At 37.5% G+C, this 12,442-nt stretch carries 10 protein-coding genes; 8 read left to right on the top strand and 2 right to left on the bottom strand.

Annotated features, from left to right (window positions below; translation table 11 throughout):
• Window positions 1–107 precede the first annotated feature (107 nt).
• Together REB14_RS17945 and REB14_RS17940 are read left to right on the top strand one after the other, a co-directional pair.
• Window positions 108–1,037: a hypothetical protein gene (locus REB14_RS17945; RefSeq protein WP_309522883.1), complete on the top strand. Its 930-nt coding sequence runs from the start codon at window positions 108–110 to the stop codon at window positions 1,035–1,037.
• A gap of 17 nt (window positions 1,038–1,054) precedes the next feature.
• Window positions 1,055–2,038 (top strand): hypothetical protein, encoded by a 984-nt coding sequence (locus tag REB14_RS17940; protein ID WP_309522882.1) that lies wholly within the window; start codon window positions 1,055–1,057, stop codon window positions 2,036–2,038.
• Between the two features lie 62 nt (window positions 2,039–2,100).
• On the opposite strand, the gene REB14_RS17935 is transcribed toward REB14_RS17940, so the two are convergent.
• Together REB14_RS17935 and REB14_RS17930 are read right to left on the bottom strand one after the other, a co-directional pair.
• A complete protein-coding gene (locus REB14_RS17935; RefSeq protein ID WP_099049842.1) occupies window positions 2,101–4,272 on the bottom strand; it encodes a S9 family peptidase in 2,172 nt (723 codons plus the stop codon).
• A gap of 14 nt (window positions 4,273–4,286) precedes the next feature.
• A complete protein-coding gene (locus REB14_RS17930) occupies window positions 4,287–5,681 on the bottom strand; it encodes an aminopeptidase P family protein (RefSeq protein ID WP_309522881.1) in 1,395 nt (464 codons plus the stop codon).
• A 187-nt stretch (window positions 5,682–5,868) separates the two neighbouring features.
• On the opposite strand from REB14_RS17930, the gene REB14_RS17925 reads away from it, so the two are divergent.
• The 6 genes from REB14_RS17925 to REB14_RS17900 form a co-directional block, all read left to right on the top strand.
• The gene (locus tag REB14_RS17925) at window positions 5,869–6,753 is read left to right on the top strand and encodes an AraC family transcriptional regulator (RefSeq protein WP_238594408.1); all 885 of its coding nucleotides are present in this window, start codon (window positions 5,869–5,871) and stop codon (window positions 6,751–6,753) included.
• 93 nt (window positions 6,754–6,846) lie between these two features.
• Complete coding sequence (locus REB14_RS17920) at window positions 6,847–7,770, top strand: dihydrodipicolinate synthase family protein (RefSeq protein WP_079241725.1); 924 nt, start codon at window positions 6,847–6,849, stop codon at window positions 7,768–7,770.
• The gene (locus REB14_RS17915; protein ID WP_309522880.1) at window positions 7,767–9,257 is read left to right on the top strand and encodes an aldehyde dehydrogenase (NADP(+)); all 1,491 of its coding nucleotides are present in this window, start codon (window positions 7,767–7,769) and stop codon (window positions 9,255–9,257) included. The genes REB14_RS17920 and REB14_RS17915 overlap by 4 nt, the downstream gene beginning before the upstream one ends.
• Window positions 9,254–10,252, top strand: coding sequence for a 4-hydroxyproline epimerase (locus REB14_RS17910; RefSeq protein WP_079241727.1), 999 nt, complete (start codon window positions 9,254–9,256; stop codon window positions 10,250–10,252). Before REB14_RS17915 ends, REB14_RS17910 begins: the two co-directional genes overlap by 4 nt.
• A gap of 9 nt (window positions 10,253–10,261) precedes the next feature.
• Window positions 10,262–11,527 (top strand): NAD(P)/FAD-dependent oxidoreductase, encoded by a 1,266-nt coding sequence (locus tag REB14_RS17905; protein ID WP_309522879.1) that lies wholly within the window; start codon window positions 10,262–10,264, stop codon window positions 11,525–11,527.
• Window positions 11,528–11,611: 84 nt separating this feature from the next.
• The coding region (locus tag REB14_RS17900; RefSeq protein ID WP_309522878.1) for a M43 family zinc metalloprotease at window positions 11,612–12,442 on the top strand (831 nt) is incomplete at its 3' end.

Raw genomic sequence — 12,442 nt, 5'->3', positions numbered from 1 at the left:
TAGATTAAAATGAGAAACTTGTGTTGTATGCGTGATGTATTTATGTTGTATATATTTATTTGATATATTTTGATTTTTAATGCAGATTTGTCACCAAATAACACAGGATGAAAAAAATATTATTACAGGCTTTTGTGCTTACTTTTGCATTAAGCCATTCCCAAGTAGGCATTAATCAGTCATCACCGTCTGCTGCACTGGATATCGTCTCAAAAGGCAATACCAATACTACAAAGGCATTGGAAATAAACAATTCCACAGGAACGGAAATGGTGACAGTTCTTGATAATGGGAATGTGGGAATAAACGCACCTATCCCAACTGCTAAGCTGCATACCAAAGGAAGTATCCGTTACGAAAATCTTCCCCAATTAGCAGGCAGTGTAACACCTATTGCAATAGATGCTAATGGATATGTAGGTACCTATGTACCTGCTGTACTTTATTCTTACATTACTATCGACAACTCTCAGACAACTTCTCCATTTTCTCTTTACAATAATAGTATTTTCTACAGTTTGCCTTTCCAGGCTACCGGTATTGCCAGTAATTCACTAAATGTAACATTGGGCACTGATGCATCTGCAACGCTTAACAGAACCTCCGGAGGAAGTAATCCGGCAACCAATGTAATTTACATTACCATTCCTGATCCTGGCGTATATAAACTAAATTTAAAGTATTCTATTAATTGTACTGGTGCTATATCGGGAAGCAATGGAGGAAACAATTTTATAGGTGCAGTTAGCAGTATTTATCTGGCAGCTACAGGAAGTACTACTTATAATGAACAGGCCAGTATACGCAGCAATATATTTCCTCTACGTGACAGTGCAGGTAGTTTAAGTAGCCCAGAGCAATATGATTATCCCTCACAAAATAGTATGTTTTCTATTATAGCTACTACAACAGCCAATCAGAAACTTGCTCTATTTACTAACTGGGGAACAGGTGATCAGTTCAACACAAATGCATGCTCTCTTTCAGAGGCTGCTGGTTTGGAAAAAAAAGCAACATTTATTATTTCTAAGTTATAACTGCAAATAAAAAGGTAATGAACAAAATATTCTTTATACCATTTACATTTGTTTCCTTCTTTTTATTTGCTCAAAGCAGCAATATAGGATTCAATACAGCGACGCCTACTGCCACTCTTGATGTTGTATCTAAAAGTAATACTAGTGGGACGAAAGCTTTGGAAATTAATAATTCTTCTTCTTCAGAACTTATGAAAGTCATCAATACAGGAAAGGTGGGAATTAATATAGGAACTTCCACACCCACAGCCTTATTACATGTAAACTCTGCCGGAGTACTTAATATAAGGCATGAAAATTTACTTGAACTTTCATCACCGGCTTATACTCCTCCCTTCAATAAATTAGGAGTGGATGCCTCTGGAAATAGTGTAGTAATGCCAGTCACTGTTAAATATTTGTATTATCAGCAACTTTCCAACTATCCTGCCACTTATTCATTTACTACCAACACAGGCGGATTTTCGCTATATAACCCCAATCAATATATCAATATTCCTATTAATAATGATGCCGGCTTAAAGGGCAATAGCGCAGGATTTACCTTTGGTACAGATGCTTCGGCAACAGTGAATGGGCAGTCGGTAAGTAATGTTAAATATATTGTAATTCCTGAGCCTGGTGTATATTCTTTTGAAACCTGGGGATCAATTCGTTGCAACAGATATAATAACACTCAAAATTATAGTTTCTCCGGACAGATCAATATAAATACCGTTTTTGCCACAGCATCCGGCAGTACTTATACTTCTAATACTACTTCAGGAGGAATTATTAACGCAAACAGGGATGATTTTGGAAATACAACAACTGTATCTTATGCATTTTCAAATGCTCAGATCTTAACACATACATTACAAACAACAGTACCTAATCAAAAAGTAGCACTTTTCTTTCAATATATAGGCGGAGAACCTAATCAGTTAACTCACAATGAATGTTTACTCAATATACCAACTGGTGGTGACACAAGTTATTATATCATCATTACTAAATCGTAGTTTAAGATACCAATTTCTCTTTAAATACAAAAACCTGCAATAATGCAGGTTTTTGTATATTTTTATTTTGCTCCCGGGGGGCAGTGTTCTTTTAAATATTTTGTAAACATAGTTGTCAGATGCAGCGATGTTCCTTCTCCTTCATTAATAGCGTGGCTACGGTTAGGATAAGACATCAGCTGAAACTGTTTGTTGTATTTTACCAGTTCATTGATGTATACTTCTGTATTCTGATAATGTACATTATCATCACCCGTTCCATGAACCAACAGAAGGTTTCCTTTTAAGTTTTTAGCATAAGCTAATGGTGAACCCTTAACAAAATCTTCTCTGTTTTCCTGTGGAAGCCCCATATAACGTTCCTGATAGATATTGTCATAGAATAACTGATTAGCAACCGGTGCAATGGCAATTCCTGTTTGATAAATATCAGGATACTGTCCTAAAAGATTCAGGGTAGAAGAACCTCCACCGCTCCAGCCCCATACGGCAACTCTTGAAGTATCGATATAAGGCCATTTTGCAAATAAAGCTTTCGCTCCCATAGCCTGATCACGGATATTCATCTGACCTATTTTACGATAGACAGATTTTCTCCATTCGCTTCCTCTAGGAGAAGGTGTGCCACGATTTTCAATAGAAACATATAAATAACCATCTTCAGCCATATTTCCGGCATATAACCAATTCCAGCCGGTATAAAAATCATCTGTAACTGTTTGCAGAGCAGGCTCTCCATATACGTAGAAAACGATAGGATATTTTTTATTAGGATCGAAATTTTTAGGCTTTACTACCCATCCATCTAATGTAATACCGTCCTGTGTAGTAATCTGGAAAAATTCAGCTTTAGATTTTGCAGGATCTGCTTTTACAGACCTGTTGGCAGCAACTAATTCTTTATGTTCCGGAAGTGATATCACTGCATCTGCGGAAAATGCATTGATACTGTTATTCGTAAACAGGGCAATTTTTCCATTGGGTGATATTGTATAAGTATTAGAACCCGTATAGGATTCAGGGGTTACTTTTTGGGCTTTTCCTCCTTTCATACTTACCTTGTACAGGTATTTCTGAGTGGCATTATTGGGGGAAGCTAAAAAGTAAATCTGATTGTTCTTAACATCAAAGAATTCCGGTTTTATGACATCGTAAGCATCTTTTGTAATTAATGTTTCCTTACCATTCATATCTATTTTATAAATATGTCTCCATCCGTCCTTCTCAGAAAGCCATAAAAATTCTTTTCCATTATCAATCCAGTCCCAACCCTTTGGATCGTTGTCATTCCATCGGGATTTTATATCAATCCATGCCGCATCGGTTTCTGTATGAATCGTCTTACTGCGTGCGGAGTTGGCATCTGCTACGATAATTTTACTTTGATTCTGCTTTCTGTTCAGTTGCTGCAGAATAATGGATTTAGAATCCAGCACCCATTCCATTCTTGGGATATAGTTTTGCATTTCATCCCCTGCAATATCAGCTTTCTTTGAAGATTTGGAGGCCAGATCATAAAACCAGATACTGCATCCGGAAGGATTTTCTCCCACCTTTGGATATTCTACGGGAACGGTAAAAGAATACAGACTATCCGTATTATTGATCATCAGGAAGTTTTTCGTATCACGTGCATCCAGCTTCCAGTAAGCAATTTTACTTCCATCCGGAGACCATCTGAATCCATCCTGAGTTCCGAACTCCTCTTCATATACCCAGTCAAAAGTTCCGTTGATTATTCCGTCTGTACCATCTGTGGTGATTTTAGTCTGCTGATTACTGGAAAGATCTTCAACATAAATATTATGCTTAGACACATAAGCGACTTTTTTGCCATCCGGAGAATACTTTGCAAACATCAGTGAGGAAGTGGGTAACCCTTTTCCCAATTGGGTAAGCTTTTTAGTATTTTTGTCGTAAATCCAGTAATCTCCACGGGTATTATCTCTCCATACTTTCTTTGTATTGGCAAAAAGTAATAAACTTTTATCATCAGGAGATACCTGAAAACTCTGTACCTGTAAGGCTTCAGAACTTCCTGTAGGAACCAGTTCGCTACTATTTAAAAGAAGCTGATCTTTCCCGGGATGCAGTATGTCAACAATTTCAACCCCTTTTTTAGTAAATGAATAATACGCATTACCATCAGGAGTCCATTGAGTTTTCTGTGCTGCCAATGGGGACAAACACAGGAAATACAATGCAATAGATGTTATTTTTTTTATGTTCCTCATAAATATGATTTAAATTAAGCTAAATGTTCAGCTCTGTAATTTTCAATTTCTTCAACCGTTTTGATAAGTCCATTGCCTAAAAGTCTGTAAGCATTATCTGTTATCAGGAAATCATCTTCCACACGAATTCCTCCGAAATCCCGGTATTCATTTACTTTATCATAATTAATAAAGTCTGCGTTTTTGTTTTCGGACTGCCATATATCAATCAGATCCGGAATCATGTAAATACCGGGCTCAACCGTTACAACAAAACCAGACTCCAATGCTTTCCCTAAACGTAAAGATTTCAATCCGAATGTTTTGGTATCTTTTGGTTCGTCTTCAGTATAGCCAATATATTGCTCTCCAAGGTCTTCCATATCATGTACATCAAGTCCCATCATATGCCCAAGCCCACACTGAAAGAATAGTGTATGAGCATGATTCTTTACCGCATCTTCAGGATTTCCTTTCATCAATCCGAGATCGATAAGCCCTTCTACCAGATGTTGTGCTGCTTTCAGGTGAATATCTTTAAATCGTACTCCCGGTTTCAGAAGCTGTTGGGCATTGTTGAAAGCATTCAGAACAACTTCATACATTTCCTTTTGTTGGGTTGTAAAAGTTTTGCCTGCAGGAAAGGTTCTCGTAAGGTCCCCTGCATATCCCATCGCTGTTTCTGCTCCGGAATCATTGAGGAAAAGATCTCCCTCTTTTAAGGTATTGAGGCGGTAATGATTATGCAGAATCCCTCCGTTGATCGTCACAATAGGTGGATAAGACATCTGACACTCTTTGTTGGCCGCAAGATACTGGATTGCGTTGGCAATTTCATATTCTTTCATTCCCGGCTTTGCTGCACGCATTGCCAGTAAATGCATTTCATTGGATACATTCACAGCCTGTTCGATCTGTACAATTTCCTGAGGTTCTTTGATGGAGCGCTGTTTTACAATAGCTTTAATCATTTCCACAGATGGTTGCAATTCAGCAATTTTAATCCCAAGAAGATCCCCCAGTACAATTTTATTGGAAGACTGATAGGGAGGAAGATAATGTACTTTTCTTCCTGAAGCTTTTGCTTTTACAATATATTGAGAAAGCTCTGCATAAGGTAAAGTTTCCTGTACTCCGGACTTCAGGCTTTTTCCTTTCAAGGTTTCCTGCCTGCCCATCCACACAATATCATCAATATTTAGTTCATCTCCGAAAACAATGGTCTTATTTTCATCAATATCAATAATGGCTGCAATTCGGGGTTCCTGAATTCCAAAATAATATAAATAAGTACTATCCTGGCGGAAATAATAAGGATTGTGTTCAAAGTTTACAGGATTCTCTATATTTCCCAGAAATAATAAGATTCCGTTAGACACATTTCTTTGTAATACTGACCTTCTGTCCTGATAAGTTTGTGCTGAAAACATATATTATGAATACTTTTTATTTTAAAAGTTTAAAGTTACGATTTTGTACTATTTATAGTACTTTATTCATTAAAAATAAGAATATGTAAAATTTGGATTTTAATATGATATTTAATGTTCATATTTTGCTTAACTTCAGCAATATTTTAACATTGTTAATCTAATAACCCAGTAAAGCATTCATATTATGATGAAGAGCCTCCAGTTTTCTGTTCCCGCCGATACCAACAAAAGTATTCGCATTCAGGAAGATATAATGCCTAATTTCTATCCTTATTTCCATCGTCATACAGAAACGCAAATCATGTGGATTCTTAAAGGACATGGCACACTGGCCATAGAACAGAATCTCTTTAATTTTGAAGCGGGCGATATTTTCTATCTCGGAGCTAATCAATCCCATGTTTTCAGGGGCAATTTTGAGAAAAATGAAAAACAGAAGGTTCATGCCATCTCTATTTTCTTTGATCCTCATAAAAAGATTGCTGCATTTTTCGACTTACCTGAATTTGAGGAACTAAAAAATTTCATCAATCATTCCGAAGTAGGTTTCCAGGTGGCAGCCAAGCTTAAAAAAAGTATCGCAGAAGATATTGCTGCCCTGCAAAAAACTAAAGGAGTAGATCAGATTATCGATTTTATCAGGATTTTAAATCATCTTATGCAAAACAGGCATTTGCATATTCCGTTATCTTCAGAAAAGAATTTACCTAATCCTATTTCTGATACTGATCAAAGAATTATAGATGCGCAGACTTTTATCAAGAAAAATTTTACACAAAGTAAACTGACTCTCGATCTTATTGCCAAAGAAGCCTGTATGACACCTCAGGCTTTTTGCCGGTCTTTTAAAAAACGTACCCGCATTACGTATATTGAATACCTCAATGAACTTCGTGTACAAAGGGCCTGCAGACTATTAACTGCCAGTAATATGTACAGTATTTCATCTGTTGCATTTAATAGTGGATTCAATAGCCTTACCAATTTTAACAGGGTGTTCAAATCCATTATGAAATATTCTCCTAAAGAATACCTGAAGCATTATAAAGAGGCTACCATAGAGCAATAAAAAAACAACATGTTAAAATACGGTTAGAACCTATTAAAATATTAACATTTACCGTTTTGAAATTCTGCTAGTTTTGGATAAATATTATTTGATATGAGTACAAAACTAAACTGGGAAGGTATTTATCCCGCTGTATTAACTCCTTTTACAAAAGAAGGTGGGATAGACTTTGAAATGTTTGCTATCAATACAGAAGCCCAGATTAAAGCAGGAGTTCACGGAATTATCCTTGCAGGAACATTAGGAGAAGCCAGTGCTTTGGAAACAGAAGAAAAATTTGAACTGTTGAAATACGCAAAAAAAATAACGCAGGGAAGAATTCCTGTCATTCTCAATCTTTCTGAAAATACTACCAAAAATGCAGTCAACTTTGCCCAAAAAGCAAAAGAATTAGGGGCAGACGGTCTCATGTTGCTTCCACCTATGCGTTACAAAGCAGACAACCATGAAGTTGTTGAGTATTTCAAAGCAGTGGCTTCTGCGACAGATCTTCCTATTCTTATTTATAACAATCCCATAGATTATGGAATATATGTTTCCCTTGAAATGTTCGAGGAGCTTATTGAATATCCGACCATTCAGGCTGTTAAAGAATCAACAAGAGATCTCGCGAATGTAACCAGAATGATCAACCGTTTTGGAAAAAGGATCAAAATTCTTGGTGGGGTAGATACAATTTGTCTGGAAACCCTGATGCTTGGAGCAGACGGTCTTGTGGCAGGTCTTGTAGATGCGTTTCCTAATGAAACCATGGCGATGTACAATCATGTGAAAGCAAATGAGTATGATAAAGCTGTAGCGATCTACAGATGGTTTATGCCATTGTTGGAACTGGATATTCACCCTAAACTTATCCAATATATTAAACTGGCTGCAACAGCAGAAGGAATAAGCAATCCATATGTAAGAGCTCCACGTCTAGAACTTTATGGAAAAGAAGCTGAAAAAATTCAAAAAATTATTGAAGAGGGCAGAGCTAATCGTCCCGAATTATTAATTCCAGAACAACAAATATGATGGAAGAAACACCCACACAAAATATTGATAAAAGAATCCAGATGGCTGTTGAAGCTTTTCAATTCCTGAAGAATACAACCATCAATGAACGGGCAGAATTTATGAATGCTGTTGCGGATCAGATTGAAGTATTAGGAGTAGAGCTTCTGGAAGTTACTCATGCCGAAACTTCTTTGCCATTAGCCAGACTTATTGGTGAAAAAGCCAGAACAACAGGACAATGGAGAAGCTATGCAAAAGCGGTTGCTGCCGGCATATATACAGAAGCCAGACTCGATCTTGCGCAGCCTGAAAAACAAAAAGGAGATCTCAGAAAATACAATGTAGGCATTGGGCCTGTTGTCATTTTTGGAGCCAGTAATTTTCCTTTTGCATTTTCTACTGCGGGAGGAGATACTGCCAGTGCTATTGGTGCAGGCTGTCCTGTCATTATAAAAGCACATCCTGCACATCCTAAGACTTCACAAATCATGGCTGATGCTATCACTACTGTTGTTAAAGCATTTGGATGGCCTGAAGGAGTTTTTAGCCATATTACCGGAACCTCTTATGAAATCGGGGCTTATTTAACTCAGCATAAAGACATCAGAGCAGTTGCATTTACCGGTTCTTTCCATGGGGGAAAAGCTCTGTTTGATATTGCTAACAGCCGTGAAAATCCTATTCCTGTATTTGCAGAAATGGGAAGTATCAATCCTGTATTTGCCTTTCAAAACTTGCTTGAAACAAAGGCAGAAACTCTGGCCAAAGAATATATTGCTTCTTTAACGTTAGGAGTTGGACAATTTTGTACCAATCCGGGAGTGTTTATTTCTTTGAAAGGGAAACCTCTTGACCGTTTTATCACTGTATTAAAAGAGGAAACTCAGTATGTTACTCCTGTCAATATGCTCCACAAAGGAATATTGGAAAGTTTTGAAAAAAACAGGAGTAGCGCAATAGAACAGCCTGATGTTGAAATAATAATGTCAGCAAACACAGCAACAGAAGATTCTAAGGTAAGCGCTTCAATTATAAAAACAAATGCCCAAACATTCCTGAATAATCCTGTATTAAGTGAAGAAGTTTTTGGTCCGTTTGGTGTTGTTGTAGCTTGTGAAACAAAGGAAGAACTCGTGAAAATTGCTCAAGAATTAAAAGGGCAGTTAACAATTACTGTAGCCGCTACCCATGAAGATGTGCGTAATAATGATACACTGATTAATATTCTGAAAGATAAATGCGGAAGACTATTATTCAATGGAATGCCCACAGGAGTAGAAGTTGTGTATGCTATGCAGCATGGTGGCCCTTTTCCTGCCACTACTGATTCCCGTTTTACCTCTGTAGGGCCGGATGCTGTAAAGCGTTTCGTTCGTCCAATTTCTTTTCAGAACTGGCCGGATGAATTTCTACCCGAAGAGCTTAAAAATGACAATCCGTTACAAATAAGCAGAATGGTGGATGGGGTAATGAATTCAGAATCTTTAAAATTACAGACAATATGAACAGAACATTTTTTTGTATAGATTCACACACCTGTGGATGTCCTGTACGTCTTGTTGCAGGAGGAACTCCTATTTTAAAAGGAAATTCCATGATGGAACGCAGGCTTCACTTCATGAAAGAATATGACTGGATAAGAAAAGGACTGATGTTTGAACCCCGTGGTCATGATATGATGAGTGGAAGTATGCTGTATCCTCCTGTAGATGAAAATAATGATATCGGAGTTTTATATATTGAAACCAGCGGATGTCTTCCCATGTGCGGACACGGAACAATCGGAACGGTTACCATAGCTATTGAAGAAGGGCTTGTTGTTCCTAAAATTCCGGGAAAATTACGTCTTGAAACACCTGCAGGACTCATTCTCATCGATTATATACAGGAAGGGAAAAAAGTAAAGTCTGTAAAGCTGACAAATGTAAAATCTTTTCTATACGCTGAAAATCTGGAAGTTGAATGTCCGGATCTTGGATTAATAAGTGCTGATGTAGCTTATGGCGGAAACTTTTATGCCATTATCGATCCTCAGGAAAATTTCAGAGATATTTCTGATTTTACGGCCAGCCAGCTCATTCATTATGGAAAGATTATCCGAAAATTACTCAATGAAAAATATGAATTCTTCCATCCTGAAATTGAACATATTAGCGGATTAAGTCATATTCAATGGACGGGCAATCCTACAGATTCTAAAGCGAGTGGAAGAAATGCAGTGTTAGTAGGAGAAAATGCTCTGGATCGTTCTCCATGCGGAACAGGAACTTCTGCAAGAATGGCTCAATGGTATGCTAAAGGAAAATTAAAAGAAGGGGAAGAATTCATTCATGAAAGCTATATCGGTTCTCAGTTTATAGGGAGAATTGAAGGAACCACTACTGTTGATGGAAGGCCAGCCATTATCCCGTCAGTAGAAGGCTGGGCCAGAATTACCGGCTATAATCATATTATTATTGATGACGAAGATCCTTATTGGCAAGGATTTCAGGTGATGTAAACAAACAAGATGACACAGAATAAAGGAAAAGCACTGATTATCGGTGCAGGAATAGTAGGATTAAGCTCAGCGTATTACCTTTTACAGAAAGGATGGCAGGTGGAAATTCTGGAACAGAATGACCTTACCAACAACTGCTCCTATGGAAATGCAGGAATGATTGTACCCAGTCATTTTACTCCATTGGCAGCACCGGGTGTCGTCGCTCAGGGAATACGCTGGATGTTTGACAGTAAAAGTCCGTTTTATGTAAGGCCTTCACTCAATTCCAGACTGGTTTCCTGGGGATTGAAGTTTTTGAAACATTCCAACCAGAAACATGTTGATTACTCTGCATCTGCAATCCGGGATCTTAATCTTGCAAGCAGCAAATTGTATGATGAAATTGCCCAAAAAGACGGATTTGATTTTGAACTGAATCAAAATGGTATTCTAATGCTCTATAAAACAGAGAAAGTTGCAGAAGAGGAAACAGAACTGGCTTACAAAGCCATCAATATGGGATTACCCGTTGATATTCTGGATCAATCAGAAATTCAGGAGCTGGAGCCCAATGTCCGGCTGGATGTAATCGGTGGGATCAATTATAAATGTGACGGCCACATGAATCCCATGAAGCTGATGAAGCAAATGATCTCTTATCTTAAAAATAATGGTGTCGTTTTTCATACACATCATCAAGTAACGGGCTTTAAAACTTTTGGAAACACTATTAAAACACTCATTGCCAATGGAAAGGAATTTACTGCAGATCAATTTATTATGACAGGAGGTTCATTCCTACCTGAGCTTGCTCAAAAAGCAGGTATTAAAATACAATTAATGCCTGGAAAAGGGTATTCGTTGATGCACCAACCGGAAAATCCTCTCAATACATTAGAGCATGCAGCATTATTACTTGAAGCTAGAGTAGCAGTCACTCCTATGAATGGACTGATCCGTTTCGGCGGAACTATGGAGCTGGCTTCCCATCAGGATAAAATTAATATGAAAAGGGTAGAAGGAATCATCCAATCCATCCCCAAATATTTACCCGATTTCAAGGTTGAAACCCCAAAAGAATCTGAAATTTGGTTCGGATACAGACCTTGTGCTCCGGATGGACTTCCGTATTTAGGACAGTCTTCCCAAATGAAGAATCTGATTATTGCAGGCGGCGGCGGAATGATGGGACTAAGCTTAGGACCCATTTTTGGAAAAACAGTTTCAGAACTTGCCAATGACCAAAAGCCAACGGTTGAGATAAAGATATTCAACCCTGAAAGATTTAATTAAAAACATCACATAACACACAAAAAAAATTATGCCTAAAACCATTTAATTATTCAAATAATTTATTAACAACCAAATCCAAAAATCATGAAAAAATTTAAATTACTACTACTTGTTTCCCTATTTCCAATAATAGGTTTTGCTCAAGAAAACAGACCTCATGAGTGTAAAGCAGATGAAATGATGAAAAAACATTTTGAACTGCATCCTGAATCTAAGGCTGAATATGAAAATTTTGAAAAATTCACCAAAGATTTTGTAAAAAAAATGGAATCAAACAAAACTCCATTGAATAAAAAGGTGAATTCTCCCACCTATATCATCCCTGTGGTTTTTCATGTGTATGGAGAATCTCAGAGTAATGTAAAAGTAAATTACCAAAAAGTAGTTGACTTGCTGCAACAAATCAACTTAAATTTCAATGGAATCAACACTGATTCAAACACTGTAGATCCTGACTTCCAATCTATCAGAGGAGCGCTAAGCATTGAATTTCGATTAGCTAAAATTGATCCAACCGGAAAAGCAACAAGTGGAGTGGTATTTCATCCTTTCAAAGGTGGATATGGCAACGGTGGCGGATATGATGCACAAGTTGGCACAGATGCCTGGGATAATTCAAAGTATATGAATGTGTATATCCAAAATGACCTATATGCTAATAAGGATTTATATCAATCAGGAGTGGCGTGGTATCCGGATTCATACATGACTTCAGTAAATACAGCCAGAGTTGTTTATAATGGACGTTATATATTTAATGCTGCAGGAACAGTGGCTTCAAACGAGTTTTCTGATACATTCACTCACGAATTTGGACATTGGCTAAATCTTCAGCACACGTTCAATGTTCTGTGTTCAACTGCCAACCCTGGTAATGATGGTGACGGAGTGGCTGACACCCCTGTAGAAAATATG

The sequence above is a fragment of the Chryseobacterium metallicongregator genome, assembly GCF_031324065.1.
GTDB classification, from domain to species: domain Bacteria; phylum Bacteroidota; class Bacteroidia; order Flavobacteriales; family Weeksellaceae; genus Chryseobacterium; species Chryseobacterium metallicongregator.
Note: the sequence above shows the minus strand (reverse complement) of the source record. Positions and strands in the feature narration are given on the sequence as shown.

What these genes read in the sequence shown, in the direction of transcription:
- REB14_RS17945 (WP_309522883.1), top strand. Translation starts at nt 108, where the DNA reads ATGAAAAAAATATTATTACAGGCTTTTGTGCTTACTTTTGCATTAAGC.
- REB14_RS17940 (WP_309522882.1), top strand. Translation starts at nt 1,055, where the DNA reads ATGAACAAAATATTCTTTATACCATTTACATTTGTTTCCTTCTTTTTA.
- REB14_RS17935 (WP_099049842.1), bottom strand. Translation starts at nt 4,272, where the DNA reads ATGAGGAACATAAAAAAAATAACATCTATTGCATTGTATTTCCTGTGT.
- REB14_RS17930 (WP_309522881.1), bottom strand. Translation starts at nt 5,681, where the DNA reads ATGTTTTCAGCACAAACTTATCAGGACAGAAGGTCAGTATTACAAAGA.
- REB14_RS17925 (WP_238594408.1), top strand. Translation starts at nt 5,869, where the DNA reads ATGATGAAGAGCCTCCAGTTTTCTGTTCCCGCCGATACCAACAAAAGT.
- REB14_RS17920 (WP_079241725.1), top strand. Translation starts at nt 6,847, where the DNA reads ATGAGTACAAAACTAAACTGGGAAGGTATTTATCCCGCTGTATTAACT.
- REB14_RS17915 (WP_309522880.1), top strand. Translation starts at nt 7,767, where the DNA reads ATGATGGAAGAAACACCCACACAAAATATTGATAAAAGAATCCAGATG.
- REB14_RS17910 (WP_079241727.1), top strand. Translation starts at nt 9,254, where the DNA reads ATGAACAGAACATTTTTTTGTATAGATTCACACACCTGTGGATGTCCT.
- REB14_RS17905 (WP_309522879.1), top strand. Translation starts at nt 10,262, where the DNA reads ATGACACAGAATAAAGGAAAAGCACTGATTATCGGTGCAGGAATAGTA.